The following is a 24,908-nucleotide window of genomic DNA, read 5'->3' on the forward strand; positions in this document are numbered from 1 at the left end:
CTGTTCTTAAACTTACACCTTTACATTAAGCAGAAACAGCATAAAAGTTGTTTGCTATCTTACAGATGGCACAAGTGTAATTGATTAAGCAGATGAGTATCACACGTCGGGATTTCTTGCTGTTGGTGGGAGGAAGTGCAGGTACAGTCGCACTGAGCTCCCTGGGAGGATGCGATACAAAAGTTGCAGTGCAACCTACCCCGCAAAATACAAAAGCAACGTTTACGTTTAAACCAATTAAAGGTCCAATTCCCCTAGAAACAGCTGGTTTCCGACCTGAAGAGCAAAAGCAGCAGTATAGTGCTTTTGAAATACAAGATGATTTGATATTGCCAGAGGGGTATCAGTACCAAGTCGTCGCTGCGTGGGGTGATAAAGTAGGTAATTCTCGTTTTGGCTACAATAACGATTACTTATCGTTTGTGCAAACAGGGGAAAACGAAGGCTATTTATCAATTAATTTTGAATATATCAGCGCCATACCTTGGATGCAAACATATCAGCAAGTGATTGGAAAATCATTACCGTTTGATGAGGTAAAAACAGCGCTGAAAGCAAATAAATCTGGAAAAAACGAGGTGAATGCCTTTGGATTACCAGAAAACAATTCTATCAAAGCTCAAATAAAAGAAATCTGTAAAGAAGCTCTTCTCGATCAAGGATTGGGTATTATCTCAATTCGCAAAACAGCAGATGGTAAGTGGGAACGCACAAACTCTAAAGCAGATAGACGCATCAGCGGGGTGTCTGGGTTAGAAGATGGGCGATATTTAAAAGCAACCGGACCTGCAGTCGCAGTATTTGTTAAAAAACAGGGATTGGGATATATAGATAAGTTGGGCGATCGCATTATCGGTTCTTTCGCCAACTGTGCTGGTGGAACAACGCCTTGGGGTACAGTCCTGAGTGCTGAAGAAAATTTTCAAGCTCAAGTTCCAGAACCCGTGTATGCTGATGGTACATCCTTTGACCCAGAAAAGCGCCCTTTTGGTCTAGGTGATGAGGAACTTTTCGGACAGGGAAATGTTTTCGGTCTATCTGGCAATAAATATGGTTGGATTGTGGAAGTCGATCCCGCTAACCCCAATGACTACGGGACAAAACACACTTGGTTGGGACGCTATCACCACGAAGCTGTGGGTGTACGGGTAGAAGCTGGAAAACAACTGGCATTTTACTCCGGTTGCGATCGCAGGGGAGGACATATTTACAAATTTGTCAGCCGCGACAAAGTCAGCGATCCCAAAGATAAAACGAATTCCCGGTTGCTGAAACAGGGAATGCTTTACGCAGCCAAATTTAATGCTGATGGTACGGGTCGCTGGATTCCTCTTAAAGCTGATACACCTATCGAGCCCGATCTTCCAAGTACCATTGCAGGAAACCTCATTCGCTTACCAAAAGGTCCTGCAAAGGAAACACCAAAAGACGTGCGAGGCTTGCAGAAACTCCCGCCCCGCGTTCAAGGGGGAGATTTTGAAGCAAATCAAGACGAGCAAATTGCTCAGTACAAAAAACGGTTCAAACAACTGGGAGACCTTTATCTAGGAACTCCACAGGAAAAACAAGGTGCGATATTAATTGACGCTCACTACGCAGCTAATGCAGCAGGTGCAACTTGTACGGCGCGTCCTGAAGATACGGAAATAGACCCCAATGGTGACCTTTACATTAGTTTTACTTCTGGCTCGCCTGATGGTGAAGGTGGTCCCGATACCAGTGTATTCAAAGGTCCCAAAGGTGAAACTCCCTATGAATACGGCTGGGTTATGCGCTTGCAAGAAGAGGGTCGCGAGCCCGCAGCCATGAACTTCCGTTGGGTCATGCTTGCTACAGGTGGCGAACCATCAGCAGGTGGTATGGGTTTTGCTAATCCAGACAATTTATTACTCGATGACGATGGCAGTGTCTGGATGGTGACAGATATGTCTACTGGTAAGATGAATAATTCAGTAGAATCCCGTAGTAAGAATGGAAAACCAGCTAGCATTTCTGGTTTGTTTGGGAACAATGCTTTGTGGCATATTCCTACATCAGGAGAAAATGCAGGTCGGGCTTTCCTATTTGCGATCGGACCCATGGAGTGCGAAACAACGGGACCTTGTTTTTCTCAGGACAGGGCAACAATGTTTCTTTCCATACAGCACCCAGGGGAGGCAAATGGAGTGCGGAAAAACCAGCAATCAGAGACGAGAAAGTTTCTTTTAACAACAACCACAGGTGAAGAATTTATACAATCTCGCCAGGTTCCCATTGGCTCGAATTGGCCCAGCAAAACTCCTGACGCTCCTCCGCGACCGGCTGTCGTAGCTATTTCAAGGTCACAAGTTGTTTAATTGTGCGATCGGCAGTAGACTATCTTTATCTACTGCTAGTTCCATTTTTTTTCAAACAAGAAAAATATTTTTAGAGGCGGCTTCTTACCGCTTAACTCTTTTCTCGATAAAAATTTCTCCAGATAAAAATATCTCAAATAATCAAGATGATTTTAAGATATCAAAGTTTCTTATCTGCCAAAATCCACCTTTTGACTGAAGTTAAGGCAAAAGAGAATATTTTGTATCAGAAGTTTGATTTAAAAGATTCCCGAGTTAGCATCTCCTTGCAAATTTCAGAGTATGTCCTGTGGCTCTTGGCTCAGTTAAACTATCCCACTCTACTAATAAACACCCCACGACTATGATCTATTCCACAAGTCGCACGCCAAACACTACCCAACCGCCTAGCCCCACCTCCAACAGTCAGTTACCACAACGATTGTTTACCCGTCGTGAAATTATTCCAGCACGTAATGACGTTCTGTGGAGAATTGAGCGAGGGGCTGTTCGGACATTAACCTGGAGTGAAGATGGTACATTTATCACTTTAGGTTACTGGGGAAGTGGGGAACTTGTTGGTCATCCCTTATCTAGAGTAAAGCCGTATCAAATAGAGTGTTTAACTAGCGTAGAAGCAAGTATTGTTCCACCTCATTTATGGAATCAAGATATAAACGCTTTGCTATCTCACATTCAACAAGCAGAAGAACTTCTAAGTATAGTACATCGCAAACCCATTTCTTTACGCTTGTGGCAATTTCTTGTTTGGTTAAGTGAAAAGTTTGGTCGTGATGTAGAACAAGGTAAATTAATAGAACTCAATGTTACCCATCAAGAGATGGCAGAAGTCTTAAATACAACAAGAGTAACAGTCACGCGGCTTCTTCAGCAGTTTGAAGAAGAAGGCTCTCTGTTACGCCACAAGCGCCGCGTAGTATTGTGTTTTCAAGATAAGAAATAACTATACATAAGAGATGTTCTAGCAACTTTTAATCAATAAGAACATCTGGTATAATCCTTACTAGATATCGTTAGTAAATCCCAATTTTTTTATTTTTGGGAATTATATCACGGTTGAGTTAGTAGGTGTGAGTGAGACAAAACTATGAGAAAAGTATCTGGGAAATTGTTGAAGTTAAGCCCGGTTGTTCTTGCGGCAACATTCTTCACAGCTAATAGTGCTTTAGCTGGAGAAGTGACTGAAAACATGACCTCCGTTGCTCAATTAGAAGAACAAAATAACAGCCTCGGTCAGGTAACATCCGTTTCTCAATTTTCTGACGTACAACCCACTGATTGGGCATTCCAAGCATTACAATCCTTGGTTGAGCGGTACGGTTGTATAGCAGGTTACCCTAACGGAACTTATCGCGGTAACCGTGCTATGACCCGTTATGAGTTTGCTGCAGGTTTGAACGCTTGTTTGGACAGAGTGAACGAACTAATTGCAACAGCCACTGCTGACTTGGTTCGGAAAGAAGACCTGGCTACCTTACAGCGCTTGCAAGAGGAATTCTCAGCTGAATTGGCTACTTTGCGCGGTCGTGTAGATGCTCTAGAAGCCCGCACTGCTGAATTAGAGGCCAATCAATTCTCTACCACAACCAAGTTGGTTGGGGAAGTCATCTTCAACATATCTGAAGTCTTTGGAAATGAGAGAGCAGTTCCTTCTGGTGTTACAGACCCAGATAATGATGGAAATCCAGGTAACAATGCCAATGATGACTTAGAGACAAACCCCATTTTTTCGGATCGCGTTCGTCTCAGATTAAACACCAGTTTCACTGGAAAAGACCTGTTAGTCACTCGCTTGCAAGCACGAAATACTACCCCATACGGTACGAACGTTACGGGTACTAACATGACCCGTCTGTCGTTTGACGACAATAATAACAATGATATTGAAATAGATAAACTCAACTACAGCTTCAATCTGGGTGAAGCAGTGCGTATCAAGATTGATGCTAGCAGTGGTGAGTTTTACGACAACATCAATAACTTAAACCCCGACCTCGCAAGTGATGGAAGAGGCGCGATCGGTCGTTACGGTCGTTTTAGCCCCATCTACCGTCAAGGTCAAGGTGGCGCAGGTGCAACCATTACACTCAATCCAAGAGGACCCATCACCTTATCAGCAGGCTATCTAGCAGGGTCAGCAAGTAATATAGTCACAGGTACGGGATCGGGAGCAAGTAATCCAGGCTTAGGTAGAGGTATTTTCAATGGTTCATACGCAGCCATTGGTCAGCTATCCTTCCAACCCAACCAAGCACTAAGTATTGGTTTGACCTACGCCCGTACCTATCAAAACAGCGAGAATGGTATCAACCTGTTCTCTTCTACAGGTAGCCAATATGCAAACAACCCCTTTAATGGTGCTGCACTCACCGCTAACCACTACGGTGTAGAAGCTGCTTTCAGATTGAGCAAGAATATAACCATCGGTGGTTGGTATGGCTATAGCGAAGCAGAAGCTAAGAGCGGTCCTCGTGAAGGAGATGATGCAGACTTTAATTACTGGGCTGCAACATTAGCCTTCAAAGACTTTGGTAGAGAAGGTAACTTACTCGGCATTATCTTCGGTCAACCACCAAAAGCAGGTGACAACGACTTTGTTCAAGCAAACGGCGTTCGTCGTGAAGATGATGACACATCCTACCACTTAGAGGCGTTGTACAGACTCCAACTGTCTAACAACATTGCCATTACTCCTGGTGTATTGGTTATCTTCAACCCAGAACACAACAACGACAACGACACCATTTATGTAGGTACACTGCGTACTACCTTTACTTTCTAACACTTGTCTCTCACAAAAAACTGACTCTTAGTGAGTTAGGGAAAAGTTAGTGGGGGCGCAAGGCATTGCGCCCTTTTTTATTTGTGATTTGTTAGTGGTTGGTAGCCATTAACCATTACCATTTTCTGAAGACAATAAATCGCTTGGGGGGCGATCGCTACTCCAAGCCCACCAAACAGAACCGCAATGGCATTGGTAAAACTCTTGCCATTTGCGTCGGTTTTGTTCGGTTAACACAGGCGAACGACGATTTATCCAAACTTGTACGGCTTCTAAACTACTTGAGCGACATTGGGGACAGCAAAATTCATAAGCATGAGTTGCTTGAGTTGTCCAATTGGGGGGAATAGGAGTAAAAGCGTCCATAATTATTTACTATTAGTTAATAGTTGTAGAGGCGCGTTATGGCGCGTCTGGGTATAAGCCATCAGTTGTTAAGTAAAAATGACTATCGACAGTGTTTTGTCTTGTACTTGTCTATTATGTAAATAAATAAGGTAATCTTACCTTATATCAAAAGTTTTATTAGAGGTGAAAGCTAGTAGCTGATAGCTAAAGATGGAACCAAATGTTGAAATACGTCGTTTGATAGATATTATGCCTGCTTCTGGACGTATGCTGACAAAAATCGTCAGCAAACCAGAACAGCAAAAGGTGATAGACGCTTCCTTACCACTGCCTTGGAATCAAGACAGACCAGTCTATATTAACTTCGATTTGTGGCGTCGCATGACAAAACCACAACGGGACTTGTTACTGTTGCGAACTGTCAGTTGGTTAATAGGCGTCAAATGGTTTAAGCCCGATATCTATCAAGGTATAGCTGTAGCCGGTCTTTTAGGAGGATTTGTAGAATCAGCCCAAGCAGATGCAGTTGGTATAGTTGTAGCTTGTGGATTAACCGGGATAGCGCTATTTCGCATATGGCGTATGAATCGTTCTCAAGAATCAGAGATTGGTGCTGATGAAGCAGCTATTCGCATAGCAGCGCGACGGGGTTACTCGGAAGTGGAAGCCGCCGAGCATTTGTTATCTGCTATTGAGGCTGTAGCCAAGATTGAAGGACGTAACGGGCTAGATTTTATCGAATTACTCCGCAGCCAAAATTTACGCGTTATAGCTGGATTATCTCCTGTGGGAATTCCAAAAGATGGCTAATAGCTAATGGCTAATAGCTAATGGCTAATGGCTAATGGCTAATGGTGAGTCCAGAGAAAGTAGGCGGTAAGTCTAGTGCTGCAGGCGGGTTTCCCGCGACCACCGGGACTGGCGAACCCGTATAGCCCTTACGGGCATAGCTTCGCATCGCGAAGCGTGTGCCTTGCACATAGCGTCTGTGCTCCTGAGATAGGGCGAACAAGGGAGGGGTTTCCCATACCCTGGGGACTGGCGTATAGCCCTTACGGGCATAGCCCAAAGGCATCGCGAAGCGTGTGCCTTGCACATAGCGTCTGTGCTCCTGAGATAGGGCTAATGGCTAATGGCTAACAGTGGTACAGTTTGTATTCATAACCATTAACTGCTGGTAAAGAGCGACTATCAATGGTACAATTTGTAACTTCTTCTGGTAGAGGTGCGTAAAAATTCACTACCCATAAATCTAAGGGGCGCGATAGTACCTTTAACGTATTTTGTAGAGCATTGGTAGAAGTGTTTGCATCTTCATTTTGATGTGCTAGCAAAAACTGTGGAGTTATGAATTTTAAACTTTGAATCTTAAACTCCCTTGCGACTCCCATCATTTCACCAATGTGTACGTGAGTTTTTTGAGTAGTCGCAATTAAAATGGGTACGCGAGAAGTTTGTTGGATAATTTGTACAAATAAATCCGGGCGATAGTATTTTTGATAACCGAGATTGCAAGTTACAGTTATAGCACTTACCATTCCCATCACAACAACGATCGCTACTGCTTGTTTCCCGCTCACTCCCCATCTTACTTTTTCTTTGTTACTCCAACACACTGCAAGACTGGCTCCAAGTAAAATTATGACTGCGGGAAAGTAGACAAAGTTATAACGAGCGCCTCGCGTTAAATCAATACCAAAAAAATAAGTAATTGTGAAAAATAATGCGATCGCACTAACAGTGAATACTGCAAATACCTGCGCCATCACACGGGTTTTTGGTTGTTTGAGTTGAACCTTCACACCATCAAGCAAAATTGGGACAACCCAAACAAAGAAAATCAGCATGATCAGCCCGGAGATAATTATTACGACGAGATTTGCTGCTTCTACAGGTAACAAGCAAATCATCGTAATCCATGCAGCTAGAGATTGAAATATGGGATTTATCCAAGCCATCCCATGTTGCGGGCTTTGAATCCACTCTGTTAACTTATTACCATAGCTGTTCTGTAAAAATACAGGTACCCAAACTAACCCTGAAATAAGTGTACCAGCCGCAACCGCACCTATTCGGAACCAGGTGTTAAGAGGATGGGGGGATGGAGTAGACAAGGGAGACACGGAAGAGGGGGTAGATAAAGTAGAATCATCTTCCTTGTTCTCCCCACCTCTGTTGTCTCGGTGTTCCCACTGCAGCCAAGCGAGAAAAAGTAAAACACAAGCTTCGGCGCAAAGAGTGAGTGTAAAAAAGTAATGAGACGCGATACCTAAAGCATTAATTCCCGTCCAACAAAAGACAATCCATAAGGGTAGCTGAGTGCGTTCCTTAATGTGTCGTGTAGCAATAACCAAGCAGGCGAGAGAAGCAATAACCCATAAAATTGCCAATGTATAATGACGGGCTTCCTGTGCTAGAAAAATGGCATAGGGAGAAGTAGCCATAATTGCAGCAGCGATATGGCTGACCAAACGGGAACGAAAAGTAAGCCTGGATAAAGCATAAATTGCAGGGACAGACAATGCACCTAAAAAAGCAGCAAGCGATCGCGCTCCCCACAAAGAAACCAAACCATCTTGGGTAGGAAATAATTTTGTCCAGTAGTGAGTCAGGATAAAGTAAAGCGGTGGATGATTGCTTTCTCTTAATAAGTGTGTTAGTACGTCTTTGACCCCTACGCCAATTTGGGGTTGCAGTGGGCGCAACAAAATATCGATAGGAATCGGTTTATCTAAAGGGACAGGTAAAAAACTATTACCCAAGCTAAACACTAGAGTCGAAAATTCATCAGTCCACGGAGGCTTAGCTGTTAAGTTCATCAGGCGCAAGCCAAAACCAATGACCAGCCAAACCAACAACAGTGGTAGAATTTTGAGTTTTGGGTTTTGAGTTTTGAATCTTAAATACATACATCATTTGCGATCGCTCATAACTTATAACTCACAACTCCCAGTACTTTGTTCCTGTAACAATCCCCAATTCCTCAAGAACTACTTCACCTGTGTCACCCGCCAACTCAATTTTAAATTAACCCAAAAGTTCCAAATGGTAGCAACTGCAATTGCAATTAAGTTAGCAACGTAGCGATTGGGAATCATAAAGGTAAACACTAGCTGTAAGACAAACACATTTAATGTTAAGCCAGCTAGGCAAATAATATTGAATTTTAAAAACCGTAAAATGCGCTGATGCCATTGATTTTGTAGACTTGAAACATCACTAAAAGTCCAAAGATCGTTCCATAAAAAGTTATTGAAAATTGCGATTTCCCCTGCAATAATTTTGCTGAGAGCGAGGGGCAAATCTAAAGTCGTAGAATCACTTAACAAGTAAAGCACGGTCATATCTACAAAAACGCCACTTAACCCTACTAACCCAAAGCGAACAAAGCGACCGATAGGAAAACCCAAACGTTGACTCAAGCGTCCCAACTTTCCTGTAGACAGGCGCAAGCGAATTAAATGATACAAGTAATCAAAATAATGTTTCCATGTCACTTTACTTTCACCCTGTTTCCGTTCGCAAAATACATATCCTACTTCACCAATTTGGTTTATACGACCCCGCCCGATAACTTCCAAAAGGATTTTATAACCAACAGGATTCAAAGTTTTACCGACAAGACAATTTCGGCGTACCATAAAATAACCGCTCATGGGATCTGACACTCTACCCAGGACTCCGGGCAAAATAATGAGTCCCAAGATTTGAGCGCCACGGGATAAGAAACGCCTGATAAAACTCCAGCTACTTACCCCCCCACCATCTACGTGACGGCTAGCAACTGCTAAATCAGCTCCTCGTTCAATAGTATTTAACAGTTCTAAGAGGACGTGAGGTGGATGTTGCAAATCGCCATCAATGACTCCTAAAATATTACCTCGAGCCACCTGCCATCCACGAACGACCGCACTAGAAAGACCTTTTTCGTGTTGACGCCGCATCACTCGGAGTTGGGGATATTCCCGCATTAAAGACTGTGCAATGTCCCAGGTACAATCTGGACTGTTATCATCAACTACAATTAGTTCGTAGTTACCGGGTATGGAGTCATCTAGCAACCCACTCAAGACCCCAATCATTTTTTTGATATTTGCCGCTTCATTATAAGTTGGGATAACCAGGGAAAATAGAACGGCTTCATCTCCTATGGACGAGCTTTTGGGTGGCAATTCAGAAATCCTTAAAGGACCTGTTGGTACTAACAAAAGTGAATTAGGTTGGATGATACTCATTGAGAAATACTTGTATGGGCAACAAAGTTTTTGTAGTTCGGCTGACTTTGGCTTGAAATAATTTAATGAAAGGTTAAAGGTTATTGTCTTATAATTTCTTCAAAAATTCTATTTTCCAGGAATTTTTGTTAGTAATTAGTCATGCTTTATACTAACAATTAATCGGCACAATCTTTTGTCAGTTGTCTCCCTTGTCTCCCTTGTCCCCCTTGTCTCCCTTTCTCCCTCGTCCCAAATGGGTAAAAATATGTCATGCTTAAAAAGCAAAAATGTTAACCGTCTGCTTCTACTAACCTGTGGTTACTGTAACTGTTGATGCTATCCTTGACCGTACCCTTGGGGGGTATGATTTGTCTTCTGAAGAAGGACTGGTTTTGTTAAAACAAACCGATCCGACTGCAATTGCTGCCATTCGCGCTACATCTGACAAATTGCGTCAACAGCAAACAGGAGACATTGTAACTTACGTTATTAACCGCAATATTAACTTTACCAATATTTGCGAGCAGCATTGTAGCTTCTGTGCTTTTCGCCGAGATGCAACAGAACAGGGGTCTTACTGGCTAGATTGGGCACAGATTTTGGAAAAGACAACGGATGCTGTACGGCGAGGTGCAACCGAAATTTGCATGCAGGGAGGATTGAACCTACAAGCAAAGGTAAATGGTAAATCTTTGCTTTACTACCGTCAGCTTGTAGAAACTATCAAGGAAAAATTTCCCAAGATACACCTACACGCTTTCTCTCCTCAAGAAGTGCAATTTATAGCAAGAGAAGATGGGCTAGAGTACGCTGATGTTATTCTAGCTTTGCATGAATCTGGGGTGGACTCTATGCCGGGAACGGCAGCTGAAGTTTTAGATGACGAAGTCAGACGTATTCTTTGTCCGGAGAAAATAGACACGGGGACTTGGCTGGAAATTATGACTACAGCTCACAAACTGGGTTTGCACACCACCAGTACGATGTTATCAGGTCATATTGAGACACCAGAGCAACAAATAAGACATTTGGAAAAATTACGACATCTCCAAAAAACTGCGCTCAATCGGGAATACCCAGCTTTCATTACCGAATTTATACTGTTACCTTTTGTTGGTAAAGAAGCCCCGAAATCCTTACGCCGCCGTGTGGGACGAGAACAACCTGTCTTGGCTGACGCGCTGTTACTCACTGCAGTGGCAAGAATTTTCTTGGGAAATTGGATACCCAACCATCAACCAAGTTGGGTAAAACTGGGCTTAAGTGGTGCAACAGAAGCTTTAAAGTGGGGTTGTAACGATATCGGTGGCACGTTGATGGAGGAACACATTACCTCAATGGCGGGTGCTCAGGGTGGTACGAATATGGAAGTCGAAACTTTACAAAATGCGATCGCATCTATAAATCGTCCGTACCAGCAGAGGGATACGCTTTATCAGTTTGTTAGTTGTTAGTTGTTTTACCAAGCACCAAGCACCAAGCACCAATCACCAACCAATAAGTTGATCCCCAAGATACCATTCCAGGATAGGATGGACGTTGATTTAGGTATTGTTTCACTTGTTGCATGTCAGCACCCCGTACTAAAGTAACGGGGCTTCGTGCCCCAAGCTTTAGTTAGCTGACCCGCCTAAGTTCTTAACTGAACTACGTTATTGGCAAGAGTTAAAGTCCTACCTGTGGATGCATTGCCAGTCCATAGCTCTAGAATTAGATGGTTAAACAGCTTTACAAGGGGTAAGGCAGTGCTATCTAAATAGTGAGGCAAATCTGAAGACGGGTTTCCCGTCGCAGGATATTGCCGAACCCGTAAGGGTACCGACCAATAACTTTGGCAAGGCTAACATTACTCCCGCAAGGGAAGGCTCTTAGGAGCAACCCATTATGCGTACAGGTGAGTCTAGCCCCACAGGCGGTGAGACCAGTGCAATAGAAAGGTTTCCTTTCGCAAGCAACTGGCGAACCCAGAGGGGTTTCCCGTCTTAGGGGGCTGACGAACCTAAAGGGGTGAAAGATATCAGTTCGTAATTGCCCGAACGAAAGTAGATCGCAAAACTACACGATATTGAGTCACCCCAAGGCGGTAATGGATTTCAAGACGACTGTCCTTAGAGGAGTCAGTGCGTTGCGGTGAGTCCAGCGCTGCAGAAAGGTTTTCTTTTGTAGGCGACAGGCGAACTCCGAGGGGGTTTCTCCCTTTGTAGCAACTGGCATGGACTTGCGTCGTGTTTCCTCCTCAACCTAAAGCACAAGGTTTCCACACTTCCCACGAGGTTTTATGAAGCGCTATTGGTCACGTCTACTTGCCCTAGTTTTGGTAGTCGTTGTTGGTTTAGTGGGCTGTTCTACTAACGAAGTGGGTGCTTTAACAGGGAATTACTCTCAAGACACCTTAACTGTAGTTAGCACCTTAAGAACTGCCTTAGACGTAACAGAAGACGCACCAAACAAAACAGCAGTTCAAACAGAAGCACGTAAAAAGATAAATGATTTTGCCGCCCGCTATCAGCGCGATCCTTCTGTCGCTGGTCTGAATTCCTTTACTACCATGAGAACAGCTCTTAACTCCCTAGCCGGACACTACAGTTCCTACCCCAACCGTCCCGTACCAAAAAAACTTAAAGACCGTTTGGAACAAGAGTTTCAGCAGGTTGAGTCAGCACTCCGGCGTGGCGCATAAGTGCGATTTATTACATAATTCTGTTTTTCTCAGTGCTCGGTCAAATCCCCGACTTTTAAAAGGATACAACTGGTTAATGGGGGATGAGACCTGTCATTCGGTACTTTCTCGTTCTCAGCCTCTAGGTGGGAATGCAGTCCGCAAGGCTCTGCCTCGCCAGGAGGCGGAGCCTCTAAAGAAGGTATTACCAGGTGGAGCCTTTTGAGAAGGGGAGGGATTGGACCTCTGAATCACCATCTGTATTTCTAGAGAAGTCGGAGATCCGAAAAAATAATTTTTATAAAAGTTTATTGTATAACATATCATTAAGTGATATTGCTGAATACCAATTGAACTTTCCGGTAAGCCAGCGAGTTGAAAACTTAAATTGAAGTATTATATTTAACTTAAAAATCCACGCAAACTAAATTGTAAAATTTGGCAACAGAAATCAAGCTTTAGAAGTCTATGGCACATGGACTTCTAAACCTTATACTATGGCATTCAATATACATCTCATTTGAATGAATACAAGTTGAGGTTGATGATTGTTTTGTACTTATAGTTCTACGTATGTCTAAACGTTCTTTGAGTGTTGTAAAACCAATATTTTTTTGGCAACACCTGTTAGCAGCTGCTCTTTTCACTACCGGGTTGCTGATGCCTTGGATAGACAATCAATCTGCAAAAGCGCAACGAACCGAGTATTGCCAGCTTTCGCCAGAGGCAGCGCAAGAAAAAGAAAACTTGCGTTTGTCAGCACTCAAAGGCAAACAAGTTGCTCAAAAGCGCTACCAGCAATTGGTACAAACACAGGCAAGAGATTTACAGGAATGCCGAAACCGCAATTGGCCACAAATTCAAGCAATCTGGTTGCGTTTATACCCTTGTGATGCTCGCCAAGGAAGCATCGATCAAGTTATGGATCGGATTGTTAACAAGGGTTACAACCAAGTTTATTTGGAAGTTTTTTATGACGGACAAGTCTTGCTACCAACAGGGGCTAACCCAACAATTTGGCCTTCCGTTGTTCGCACACCAGGGACAGAAAAAACAGACCTGCTTGCGGAAGCTATTCAAAAAGGGCGAGAACGAGGTCTGAAGGTTTATGCTTGGATGTTTACAACTAATTTTGGCTATACTTACGCCCAGCGTCCAGATCGGGAAGGAGCAATCGCTCGTAATGGTAAGGGGCAAACGAGCTTATACGTTGTAGATAATAATTCTCAAGTTTTTATTGACCCTTATAACTTACAAGCAAAACGCGACTACTACCAAATGCTGCAAGAGGTGTTGCGACGTCGTCCCGATGGAGTGCTCTTTGACTATGTACGCTACCCAAGACAGGCAGGAAGTGACTCGATCGCAACCAAAGTCACAGATTTATGGTTGTACAGTGATGCGACTCAACAAGCCTTGTTTCAACGCGCACTGAATTACAAAGGGCTAGATTTAATTCGGCGTTTTTTAAGTAAGGGATATGTAACAGCAGGTGATATTGCTGAAGTCGATCAACTCTATCCTCAAGAAGGAGAACCTTTGTGGCAGGGTCGCACTTCCGCAACAGAACAAAAGTCGATTATTCCTCCAGACCAAAGACAACCACAACTGCAGGTGGAGTTATGGCAGCTATCCGTTGCCCATGCCATGCAAGGCATTCTAGATTTTGTCAATCTAGCTGCCTATCCGGTACAACAGGCGGGAATTCCAGCTGGTGCCGTTTTCTTTCCCGACGGGAACCAAATGGTGGGTCGGGGGTATGACTCTCGCTTACAACCTTGGGATAAATTCCCAAGTTCTCTGGAATGGCATCCCATGTCTTATGCAAATTGTTCTAATGCTGATTGTATTGTGTCTCAAGTACAACGAGTTTTAAATGTAGCATCACCAAACACCACAGTTATTCCAGCTCTAGCCGGTAAGTGGGGAGAATCTGTAAGCAACCGTCCATCCTTAGAAGCGCAAATGCAAGCACTTCGTCAAACGACTCCGCAATTAAGAGGAGTTAGCCATTTTGCCTATTCTTGGCAAGACCCAGAGCATGATAACGAGCGCAAGTTCTGCCGAAATTAGGGAATAGTCGTTAAGGGGACAAGGTAGACAAGGGGAACAAGTGTTTTCCCCCTGCACCTTGTGCCGAATTTTCTACCCCCTGAAGACGTGTAAAGCAAATGAGATCATCGATAGGAATGTGAAAAACCCAAGAGCATCTAAAGTTGTTGTCATGAGGGGACCGCTAATGAGGGCTGGATCGAGATTGATCCGCTTTAAACCCATTGGTAATAGCGTTCCTAAGGTGGCTGCTAAAATGACATTCGCTATCATTACCATTCCTGCTATTACCGAGACCCAGCGATCTTGAGGAGGCGACCAAATGAGGGAAAGTATGCCAAGGGCTATACCTAATGCTATGGCTGTACCCACACCTGCCAATACTTCTTTACGTAGAAGCGGTATTGTATCTTTTGGTGTGACCTCTCCTACGCCAATACCTCTGACTGTCACTGACACAACTTGGAAGGCTACGTTGCCACTGCTATTAGCTAAAATCGGCATGATGATTGCCAAAACCGGCACCTGTGAAATGACTCCCTGAAAAGGTGAGATAGCGCTGGCTGCACCAATGTACAAAACAATATTTGCTAACAGCCAAGGTAATCGCTTGCGTATAGTTACGTGGGGAGGGGACAATGCATCTTCATCGCCACCACTTACGCCAGCCAGTTTTTGAATGTTTTCTGTGGCTTCTTCTTCCAAAATGTCTATGACATCATCAATAGTAACGATTCCTACAAGTCTGTCTTCTCGATCCACAACGGGAATGGCAATCAGGTCATACCGCTTCATAATACGACCTACTTCTCCCTGAGACGTTTCTGTTGTGACTCTAACAACGCGAGAGCTAGCTATTTCTCGTATTAAGACATCAGGGAAAGTAAATATTAACTGGCGCAAGGAAACAACACTTACGAGCTTGCGATTATCGTCAGTCACATAGGCGTAGTAGATAGTCTCTTTGTCTTTGTCTTGAAGACGGATTTTGCTGAGCGCTTCCCCGACTGTCAGTCCTTCCCGCAAGCGCACGTATTCTGTTGTCATGACGCGTCCTGCAGTGCCTTCAGAATAGCCGAGAATGGTTGCTGTGGCTTGACGTTCTTCTGGACTAAGTGTTTGTAATAGCCGTTTCACAACTCCGGCTGGCAGTTCGTCAAATAATTCTGCCCGTTCGTCGGGACTCATTGCTTCAACAATCTGGGCAACTTGAATATCGTGTAGGGAATTAATCAAATCCTCCTGCACGTCTGGAGGTAAGTATTCAAATACATCGATCGCCTGACATTTATTCAGCAAGCGAAATGCGATCGCCCTTTTCTTCTTGGGCAATTGTGCAATGTAGTCCCCGGCGTCAACAGGTTGCAAACCATTCAAATCCAACTTAAGTTGGTTGAGGTCTGCAATGTCAATGGCTAAATTGCGAATATCCTCAGTGAGCATCATAAAACCTCCTATGGTCTCCCCCGCGCTGGGAGACAAACTCGCCAGCTCAGAGGAGGTTGGTACTGCCGTCGTCTTGTGGGCTCTGGTCCATAACCCTCAAAAAATCAACATCGATTCCTAAAATAAAATGGAATCGCTAAGTCATAATACTAACCCGGAACCGTGTGATCCGGTAGATGCTGAAGCTTCAGTATAGGAAACTTTGATATCCAGACAACCAAATTTCTTACTGCCCTGATGTCTGTGGATCTGAGTAGATTCTACTACTGTGAATATCTGTGTCAACCCCATCACTGAATTTCTTTGACTGCTTTTTAATGTTAAAATCTCTACTAAGCAATAAGTAGCCTTTGTTTGAGCACAAAAATAAAGATTGTGTAATCATACGGAACTCCATGACTTTTCATTGAGGAAATCAGAAAAATCTTGCTACGCGTCAGCTCGACGAATCAAATTTTTAGAGGTCATTTGTATTGCTGACTACAATTTGGCAAGCTAATCTCGTAGCGCATCGCTAACAAAAACAGAAGCTGCTACAAGCATTTAATCGCGAGATCTAGTAACAGCCATCTGATTTTGGTGAGATTTGTATCTACGTCATAGGTGAGTAGTGTTATCAACCCCAAAGATCTTTGTTTACTGTTCGCATATCACCAATTTGTCCAAGATCCTAGAGTTTTCGCCAACAAGTTAGAAGGTTTTTTTGATGTGAAGCCTTCAATACTGTGGCTGTTCATCTTAGGATGAACGGTTTGCTAAAATTCCTCACTCCCAAATGAAGTTAATTATAATAGTCTGCTAGTTGAGTTGTAAATCTCGAATGCTAATTTATGTCAATCTTACACCATATTATTTATAAACGCTCTTTTCAACTAGCTTTAGTGAGTGTTAACACCTTCAAGTAATGCCCTATCTTTTCCGGAAGTTATCAGATTCAAATTTTTTCTTGAGTCTCAATGAGTCCACTATAAACATTATTTTTATCCTCATACCATTTCATTGAATGATTATCTCTCCCATCAGTGTTTCAAAGTGTTAGCTCTCCCAATCCCTCTTATTAGGGGAGGCTAAAATATTCGTAAAGTTTCCCTTTTTAAGGAAGCCACGAGCTTGGGGCGCTAGTGCTGTAGGAGGGCGTCTTTCCTTAGAAAATCGGTATCCGGGTTTCCCCACTAGTAGCAAGTGGCGTGGATTTAGGGGGAACTAAAAAATTAGGACGCTCAACGAGTCGTTTGAAAACACCCCTAGGGAGATTGAAATCACCAGAAAAAACTTTAAAAGACTTAATATATATACGGTAGGGATAGACGGAAACGGGAAATCAGTTTTGTTTCAAAGTCAGGTATAAATTGGTATTATTCCTATCCCTTTTTTCAACTTGGAAGAGTAGATTGCTGCTTCCTTCCCGCCAGAAGATTATCTATCAGCGTTAGGCATACCCACCAACATTGCTACCCCTGCACAATCAGTGAAATTTTAGAGCGGAAAGGGAGTAATATCCTTAGTGTGTAAGAAAAGGTTCCCCTCCTAAATTCAATTAGAAAAACCCCCTACCAAGCTTTTTAGAATAGGGGGAATGAGCGAGGAGGAATATAAAATTGTCTTCAATAGCCAAAAGTTAAAAAATCTTTTTTTAACCAGTCAACAGTCAGCGATCTCCAGAACGTTTTAAAGAACCATCGGCATATAACTCTAGTGGAATGAGTTCGAGCCTGCCGTTAACTTTTACTTGGGTATAGACAACTTTTACGAGTGGTGATTGGTTTTGATTATAACGTAAAGACATAATTGACTTCTCCTTTATCTATAGTTAATCGAGGGATGGGTTTTATGGGATTACAACTTCTTTGTTTGATTTTTACGAAAGGGAGAATTTGCTTATATTTTTGTCCTGATATATAGGTAACAGAGCCAGTATAAAGATAAAGATAAAGTAGGCTGCTTGCTGATAAAGATTTGAAAAAATCTTTAATTTAGAGTATATTTTCTCTATCGTAGAAAACCAATGAATCAAAAACGAAAGCCTTACCTCCAGCTAACCATCGCCCAAGCCAAAACTCTGGTTCAGAACTGGATTTGGTTTGGTGTCATAATTGACTTCACAGCCTAATGGTGCTATTCCGAAAACCTGGATAAGACATGTATGAAAACAGCTGCTCAACTGCAAACTCGCCTTGATTATTATTATCATCAAATCAAGACAATTATCCTTGCCCGTCAGAACCCGATGACTGGTTTACTACCAGCGAGTACAGCAATAACTGCCCACGGCGACTATACTGATGCCTGGGTACGCGATAACGTTTACAGCATTCTGGCAGTTTGGGGTTTGGCGCTAGCATACCGAAAGGTTGATGAAAGCAAGGGACGGACGTATGAGTTAGAACACAGTGTTGTTAAATTGATGCGGGGACTGTTGTTTGCTATGATGCGGCAAAGTGCCAAAGTCGAGCAATTTAAACACACTCAAGCCCCCTTAGATGCTTTACACGCTAAATACAACACGGCAACAGGTGATATCGTTGTTGGTGATGATGAATGGGGACACTTGCAACTGGATGCAACGTCAATCTTTTTGTTGATGCTGGCGCAGATGACTGCTTCTGGATTGCAAATTATTTACACTTTTGATGAAGTGAATTTCGTTCAAAATTTGGTGTACTACATTGGACGCGCTTATCGTACTCCAGACTACGGTATTTGGGAGCGAGGTAACAAGATCAATCACGGTAATGCCGAATTAAATGCCAGTTCGATAGGGATGGCAAAAGCCGCCTTGGAAGCTATCAACGGTTTAGATTTATTTGGTGTTCATGGTTGTCAAGCATCAGTCATTCATGCTTTGCCGGATGAAATCGCCCGCGCTAGAATTACTCTAGAATCTTTATTACCTAGAGAATCGGCTTCAAAAGAAATTGATGCGGCATTGCTCAGCATAATTAGTTTCCCAGCCTTTGCAGTGGAAGACGCGCCGTTGCGAGAACGGACTCATAACGACATTATTAAGAAACTGAAAGGAAAATATGGTTGCAAGCGATTCTTGAGGGATGGTCACCAAACAGTTTTAGAAGATACAAATCGCTTGCACTACGAACCTTTTGAACTCAAACAGTTTGAAAAGATTGAGTGCGAATGGCCTTTATTTTTTACCTATCTCTTTTTAGACGGGTTGTTTCGTGGCGAACAAGAGCAAGCTAAATACTATCAAGGGCTTTTGGAGTCTTTATTAGTTGAGCGAGATGGCTTGCGTCTGTTACCAGAATTGTATTACGTACCTGAAGAGTCAATAGAAGCAGAAAAACAAGCACCTCACAGTCAATTGCGTTTACCCAATGAAAATATTCCCCTTGTGTGGGCGCAAAGTTTGTATTTTCTCGGTCAAATGTTAAGTGAAGGATTGATAGCTGTTGGTGATATCGATCCTTTGGGCAGGTATTTGTACATTGGAAAAAACCAGAAACCTTTAGTTCAAATTGCCTTAATTGCAGAAGATGAAGATTTACAAGCAAAACTGGCGGTTTATGGTATCGAAACGCAAACACCCAAGCAAGTAGAACCAATTCAAATCAGGCAAGCAATTGACCTTTCAGCAATGTATACCCAAATTGGGCGAAACGATAAATTAGGTTTAACGGGACGTCCAGTACGACGGCTGAGAAGTTTGACAACATCTAAAATTTTTCGCATTCGCGGTGAAACAGTTGTCTTTTTACCCTCGTTTTCAGACTCACAAGTGTTCTACTTAACTCTGGATCGTCATTTTTTGGTGGATCAGATAAGAAGTGAACTGGCGTATATTCAGAAATACTGTGCTGAGTTAGGCCGTCCCACTTTTACTTTAATGCTGACTCACACCATGTTAGAAACAGGGAGTGAGGCATTACTGTCCTTGATACAAGAACTAAAGGACGGTATTTGTAATGGTGTACGGGTAAAATTAGGGCGGCTCAATCAGTTGATGCTTACTGCAGCCACTCAAAGGATTGATGTTCTCCAAGATTTCGAGTTTTCTCAATCATCAGTACAAAATGCTACACCTCGCTGTTCTTATTTAGTGTACAATCCACAGAAAAATTGGCAGTTGGGACACATTCGAGAGTTTCAGGTGGAGTGCGAAACCGATCTTGGGTTGTTGCTTGTTGCCTTGCGAGCGTCAGAAAATCTTTACGAACAGATAGAGTTGTTACAGACTTTGACTCGTTTGCAAGGTTTAGAGTTTGATACTGGTTTTGGCGGACCGGGGCGTCCGGTCACTGTGGGCGATTTGTTAGATGAAGTGTATACAAAAGCAGGAGATGCAGGGCTTTGGGCAGTTGTCCGTCGCGCCGCTGGATTGCGACAAATGAATGATATCGGTTTGTCGGATGTGGTAACGAGTATTTTAGTCCGTGGCAAGCAAATTGCTGTTGGTAAGGCTTACAGCGAAGATTCACTCATTACGACTCCATTGTCTCATAGTGAAATTGTTGAGAAAATTAATGACTTTTGTCGAGAGGATATTCGCGATCGCGTTCTCACTCAAGAAATTCTCATTTATTTGAGTGCTTTGATTAAAGCAGAACCAGAACTTTTCCAAGGGCTACTCACACTCAGGATCGGGTATATTATATTACTGATTACTAGTGAATTGGCACGGGAGTTAGATGTCACTCAGGATGAAGCTTACGAACATTTGATGCAGCTTTCGCCTTTTGAGGTGGTGGCAAGAGTGCGTCAGGTGTTGTATGAATACTCCAGTATGAGCAATTTGTTACGTCAACAAGAATCATTACACGTCAAACAAAAAGAAAGTGATATTGATTGGGTAGTGCTACCAACTTTAATTGATGAAGTAGAAGATATACCATTAGGTGGTTGGCGGCGTTTTCGTCAAGCCGAAGGAACAACCGGGCGCGTGCCTAAAGACTTTTTTAAGCAGGTTTGGTTGGTGATGGAACATTGTAAGGGATTGGTGATTGGCGATAAATTGGAGCGACGCAATCGTTTAGATAGTGAAGAAATTCTGTCAGAAATGACACCAGGAGAAAAGAACTTTGCTCTCCAAATCGAGCATCTGTTGAATAAAATAGAAGCTCCTGAGTACAGGCAGGTATGTATTGAAACATTGATGGAATTGGCTGCGATCGCATCTAGCAACCCCAGCTTGCAAATTGAAGAATACATCGTGTTGGATGTGTTAATCGGTCACGCAGTCCGGTTGGCGTGGTTGGACAATCATCACGACAGACGCGATCGCTATGATGAGGACAAAGCCAGTGCGTGGCGATCGTTTTACAACACATCTCCTAGAGAATGTGCCAGCTATATTGTGAAGGCGTTCCGCTTCTTGACTGAATTCGGTCAAGATTTGGCAGCTTAATTCTTGTGCTCGGGGGGTTGGGAAACTGTTTCTCACCCCCTTTTAGCCTAGCAATTTGGAAATCGCGGCTACAGAAATGAAGTCTGCACAGGCGGACTAATCTAGTCTGAACGACTGTAGCCTTTTTTCCCTTTCCTCTTCCTCTTGAGTCTTTCGCATCGCTCACATCAGGTACATATAGCAGTGAGCGCGAAGTGGGACTCCAAACTACAGATCCGCGCATCGTTCAAGGATTGATTAACCGTTTCAATAAAGCGTTGAATTTTGGACATCAACACACCTATCTAAATGGTTACTGAACAAAAATTTGTTGAGTTTCAAACTACGACAACAATGAATGGGAGGCATTTTTCAGCACATTTACTGATAAAATATCCAATTCAGTTATTGAAACAACAAAACTGTTCTATCCATGCCGAAATCTGCTGATATCAGCACTAAAAAGTTAATCAGTCTGACACCAAATAATTGGGTCAAATGGGTGACTCAACTCCCTAACATCGTTACAAAAGAAGTTCTCAACTCAGAATTTCAATGGATTAGCCGCGAAAGCGATGTGTTAATTCGTGCTGAAAGCCCAGAATATGGAGAATTTCTCATACTGAATGAGATACAACTGCGCTACAAGTCCAATATGCCTAAACGGATGCGGGCTTATACCGCCCTTGCAGAAGAAAAATATAATTTACTGACGTATCCCGTACTGATTAATATTCTTAAAAACACAGAAGACGATACTGCAATTGCCAATCGTTATGAGTCGAGCTTTGCAGGATTACAAGCTCGCCAAGACTATCGTGTTATTAATCTGTGGGAAGTAGATGTAAGTATAGTGTTCGAGCAACCACTACCTGCATTGCTGCCATTTGTGCCAATTCTGAAAGGCGGATCTGAAGAATCAACAATTCAACAAGCTTTGCGACAATTGCGAGACAACGAGGAATTAAATCAGTTAGAAACGGTATTAGCATTTTTTGCTAGCCTCGTACTAGATAGTGCGGTAGTACAACAAATCATGAGGTGGGATATGGCGGTTTTAAGAGAATCACCCTGGTATCAGCAAATACTACAAGAGGGGGAAGCACGTGGGGAAGCACGTGGGGAAGCACGTGGGGAACGTAGAGGAATCATCTCTGGAATTGAACTAGGATTGGAAATCAAATTTGGTAATGAGGGCTTGCAATTGATGCCACAAATCTCTCAAATTACTGATTTGGAAAAGTTAAAGCGCATTCAACAGGCAATTAAAACAATGAACTCCCTAGACCAATTGCAGCAACTTCTTTTGTCATAACAATGTAGCGCGGGCGGTTTTTTAAGAGCCGCCTCTACTCAGCGTATCCATTTGTAAGACTACTAAATATAGCACGGCTTTGACTAAATCATCTGGTGTTCCTACCCGTACTATGCCAAGCCTTTATCCATTATTTCTGGTATCATCCTATTTGGTTTACCCATTTGTAAAACTACTAAATTTATGCACGGCTTTGACTAAATCGTCTGGTGTTCCTATATCTAAATAAGTTCCATCGGTAAAAGCTTCTGCTTCCACGTGAAAACCTTTTTCAATAGCAGATTGAATAATATCGCCAATAGGTATTTCTGGTAGCTGTGACAAAAGGTTACTTTTTGCTTTAAGAGGTATGAGGTACTCGTGTAAAAATAGTGTGAAAGCTGGCGTCCAAACTGCAATACCCCACATATAACGCAGTTGCGATCGCCTGGGTTTTTCGACAATGAGATGTACTCTACCCATATTATCAAAATCAACCATTCCCGCTTTATGAGGTTGATGTGTGGGGAATAATCCTAAGACGACATCCGCACCACTCATTTCCAAACGCGAGAGTATCCGTGTAAAAGCATCTTCGGGTTGAAACAAAATATCAGGAAAGCCTAAAGCAATGATGGCATCTTGAACAAAGGGATATGCTTGATCCAAAGTGAAAGGAACTCCATATGGTAAACCCATTATCAGGTAACCTAAGTTCATGGAAAGCATAGTGCCATCACCAAAATAAGCCGGAATATCCCACTTACCAGGGCGTAGTATAAAATATGCTTTCTCAATACCTGCCAGTTGCATTTTTTCCAACAGATATTGAGAAACTACTTTCGGTCGGCAATCCTGTTGATTCCCGAAGTCTTGAAAGCCAATAGGATATAATTCTTTACTCAGTGGTAAAGGAGAAATTCGCTTTGCTTGTCCGCCAGCAGGCAACAGTCCGATAATTTGGCGCTTGTTCATAGGCGATCGCATTTCCATAATTATACTCTTGCATAATCCTATGGGAGACAATGCCTCATCGTCCAATAACAAAAAAATATCCCTCCTTCGAGCGATGCTATTCCAAGCATAAGTCAAAGGAAGGTTTGCGGAATTTTTACCCTGTCAGAGGCACTATTTAACAGAAACAGCATCGACATCGATTGTTTCTGTAGTAGAAGTAGGATTTTCTGCCGTAGTTGCTGCTTGAACCCCATCTTTGGTTTGACGGACTTTAAAGCCTTCGATCAGTATTTGGGATACCTCGGAAACCAGCAGAGTTAAGATGACTACATCATCTAGTTCCCCCAAAACCGGAATAAAGTCCGGAGCAATATCAAATGGGCTAACGACGTAAAGTAGAGTTCCTAAAACGATCCACCAACGGTATTTTGGGTTGCGTAGTGTATTGCGATACCAGCTATAAACTGATTGAATGGAAAAATTCATTTTTTTATCCTCCAGTTACCTTTAATTCTGGCAAGATATGCCCTAAACTTCCTGTGGGAATAACCGTCCTAATTAGTCTGGAATATGCTACACCACATGTCAGTGTCGAGCGTTGATGTTAACAACAAGTTATTGAAGTTGTACATTAATCTCTAAAATAAAAGTGCTTTGGGCATAGATACATTATCCTTGGATGGAGGAAGCGAAAACTGTGGATATCTTAGATCTGTTTCAAAAGGGCGGTCCGGCAATGTGGCCACTGCTTGCCCTATCGATTCTATCTTTAAGTGTCATTTTCGAGCGCTTGTGGTTCTGGTTGCGGATATTAAACCAAGAAAAGCAAATTGTGGAGCGCGTATTGTATGCAGCCCAAACTGATTGGAGAGAGGCGCGTGAAATTGCCAAACAGAGAATCGACCAGCCCGTGGGAAGATTTCTCTATGCTCCCTTACGCTTAATGAAAAACGATCCAGAAACTTTTCGATTGGCTTTAGAAGCAACAGCTGAAGATGAATTGGCTGGGATGCGACGAGGAGAGAAAATGTTGGAAGCTGTCATTGCCCTAGCTCCATTATTAGGATTGTTAGGAACAGTTTTGGGCTTGATCCGCTCTCTTGGAGATTTACGAATTGGGGATTTAGGTACTGAAGCTACAGCAAATGTCCCTGCAGGTATTGGTCAAGCTCTCATTAGCACGGCATTTGGTTTGATTGTTGCTATAGCAAGTTTAGTGTTTTATCGTCTTTTCCAAGGTCTTGTTGTTAACCAAATCAAGGTTTTTCATAAAGCAGGTAATGAGTTGGAGTTGCTGTACCGTCAGTCACCTCCCAACTACGCAGAAATGGCACCTGACCCTTTGGCACTCCCTCAGGGTACGATCCGAGATTCTCAAGATAGGTTGAACTCCCCCAGAAAAAAAGGTAGAGGTCGTCTGACTGAAACTCCCGAACCACCATTAGAGTCGGATCTTCCAAGACCAAACGATAGCTGATA

General features: G+C 42.9%; 17 protein-coding genes. 10 read left to right on the top strand and 7 right to left on the bottom strand.

Annotation, left to right across the window (positions count from 1 at the left end):
* Nucleotides 1-92 precede the first annotated feature (92 nt).
* The 3 genes from AB0756_RS18665 (at nt 93) to AB0756_RS18675 (ending at nt 5,118) form a co-directional block, all read left to right on the top strand.
* Entirely contained in the window at nt 93-2,336 is a 2,244-nt protein-coding gene (locus tag AB0756_RS18665) for a PhoX family protein (protein WP_038073452.1), read from the top strand.
* Between the two features lie 343 nt (nt 2,337-2,679).
* A complete protein-coding gene (locus AB0756_RS18670) occupies nt 2,680-3,279 on the top strand; it encodes a Crp/Fnr family transcriptional regulator (protein ID WP_038073446.1) in 600 nt (199 codons plus the stop codon).
* Between the two features lie 144 nt (nt 3,280-3,423).
* On the top strand, nt 3,424-5,118 hold the full coding sequence (locus AB0756_RS18675; protein WP_038073443.1) for an iron uptake porin: 1,695 nt from the start codon (nt 3,424-3,426) through the stop codon (nt 5,116-5,118).
* Between the two features lie 108 nt (nt 5,119-5,226).
* Here the strand turns inward: AB0756_RS18675 and AB0756_RS18680 are convergent, their stop codons facing one another.
* Entirely contained in the window at nt 5,227-5,484 is a 258-nt protein-coding gene (locus AB0756_RS18680) for a hypothetical protein (protein ID WP_050045919.1), read from the bottom strand.
* Between the two features lie 192 nt (nt 5,485-5,676).
* Between AB0756_RS18680 and AB0756_RS18685 the strand changes: the two genes are divergently transcribed.
* Nucleotides 5,677-6,276 carry a DUF3318 domain-containing protein gene (locus tag AB0756_RS18685; protein ID WP_038073437.1) on the top strand — a complete coding sequence of 200 codons (600 nt, stop codon included), beginning with the start codon at nt 5,677-5,679 and terminating at the stop codon, nt 6,274-6,276.
* Nucleotides 6,277-6,602: 326 nt separating this feature from the next.
* Here the strand turns inward: AB0756_RS18685 and AB0756_RS18690 are convergent, their stop codons facing one another.
* Both AB0756_RS18690 and AB0756_RS18695 read right to left on the bottom strand, forming a co-directional pair.
* Nucleotides 6,603-8,375, bottom strand: coding sequence for a glycosyltransferase family 39 protein (locus AB0756_RS18690; protein ID WP_050045918.1), 1,773 nt, complete (start codon nt 8,373-8,375; stop codon nt 6,603-6,605).
* A gap of 81 nt (nt 8,376-8,456) precedes the next feature.
* A complete protein-coding gene (locus AB0756_RS18695) occupies nt 8,457-9,701 on the bottom strand; it encodes a glycosyltransferase (protein WP_038073241.1) in 1,245 nt (414 codons plus the stop codon).
* 296 nt (nt 9,702-9,997) lie between these two features.
* On the opposite strand from AB0756_RS18695, the gene cofH reads away from it, so the two are divergent.
* The 3 genes from cofH (at nt 9,998) to AB0756_RS18710 (ending at nt 14,415) form a co-directional block, all read left to right on the top strand.
* On the top strand, nt 9,998-11,137 hold the full coding sequence (gene cofH / locus AB0756_RS18700; protein ID WP_038073238.1) for a 7,8-didemethyl-8-hydroxy-5-deazariboflavin synthase subunit CofH: 1,140 nt from the start codon (nt 9,998-10,000) through the stop codon (nt 11,135-11,137).
* 824 nt (nt 11,138-11,961) lie between these two features.
* Nucleotides 11,962-12,363: a photosystem II protein Psb27 gene (psb27, locus tag AB0756_RS18705; RefSeq protein ID WP_038073236.1), complete on the top strand. Its 402-nt coding sequence runs from the start codon at nt 11,962-11,964 to the stop codon at nt 12,361-12,363.
* Nucleotides 12,364-12,915: 552 nt separating this feature from the next.
* Nucleotides 12,916-14,415 carry a family 10 glycosylhydrolase gene (locus AB0756_RS18710; RefSeq protein ID WP_038073233.1) on the top strand — a complete coding sequence of 500 codons (1,500 nt, stop codon included), beginning with the start codon at nt 12,916-12,918 and terminating at the stop codon, nt 14,413-14,415.
* A 72-nt stretch (nt 14,416-14,487) separates the two neighbouring features.
* Here the strand turns inward: AB0756_RS18710 and mgtE are convergent, their stop codons facing one another.
* Together mgtE and AB0756_RS18720 are read right to left on the bottom strand one after the other, a co-directional pair.
* A complete protein-coding gene (gene mgtE, locus AB0756_RS18715) occupies nt 14,488-15,837 on the bottom strand; it encodes a magnesium transporter (protein ID WP_050045917.1) in 1,350 nt (449 codons plus the stop codon).
* A 1,651-nt stretch (nt 15,838-17,488) separates the two neighbouring features.
* A complete protein-coding gene (locus AB0756_RS18720) occupies nt 17,489-17,626 on the bottom strand; it encodes a hypothetical protein (RefSeq protein ID WP_167844703.1) in 138 nt (45 codons plus the stop codon).
* 357 nt (nt 17,627-17,983) lie between these two features.
* Between AB0756_RS18720 and AB0756_RS18725 the strand changes: the two genes are divergently transcribed.
* Nucleotides 17,984-21,199 carry a glycoside hydrolase family 15 protein gene (locus AB0756_RS18725; protein ID WP_038084440.1) on the top strand — a complete coding sequence of 1,072 codons (3,216 nt, stop codon included), beginning with the start codon at nt 17,984-17,986 and terminating at the stop codon, nt 21,197-21,199.
* Between the two features lie 412 nt (nt 21,200-21,611).
* Complete coding sequence (locus AB0756_RS18730) at nt 21,612-22,493, top strand: RpnC/YadD family protein (protein WP_038084441.1); 882 nt, start codon at nt 21,612-21,614, stop codon at nt 22,491-22,493.
* Nucleotides 22,494-22,649: 156 nt separating this feature from the next.
* On the opposite strand, the gene AB0756_RS18735 is transcribed toward AB0756_RS18730, so the two are convergent.
* A complete protein-coding gene (locus AB0756_RS18735) occupies nt 22,650-23,447 on the bottom strand; it encodes a sugar phosphate nucleotidyltransferase (protein WP_038084443.1) in 798 nt (265 codons plus the stop codon).
* A gap of 153 nt (nt 23,448-23,600) precedes the next feature.
* The gene (locus AB0756_RS18740; RefSeq protein WP_038084445.1) at nt 23,601-23,915 is read right to left on the bottom strand and encodes a YkvA family protein; all 315 of its coding nucleotides are present in this window, start codon (nt 23,913-23,915) and stop codon (nt 23,601-23,603) included.
* 211 nt (nt 23,916-24,126) lie between these two features.
* Here AB0756_RS18740 and AB0756_RS18745 point away from each other — a divergent pair, with 211 nt between their 5' ends.
* Nucleotides 24,127-24,906, top strand: coding sequence for a MotA/TolQ/ExbB proton channel family protein (locus AB0756_RS18745; protein ID WP_038084472.1), 780 nt, complete (start codon nt 24,127-24,129; stop codon nt 24,904-24,906).
* Nucleotides 24,907-24,908: the final 2 nt, after the last annotated feature.

The organism is Tolypothrix campylonemoides VB511288_2, assembly GCF_045999855.1.
Taxonomy (GTDB): domain Bacteria; phylum Cyanobacteriota; class Cyanobacteriia; order Cyanobacteriales; family Nostocaceae; genus Scytonema; species Scytonema bouteillei_A.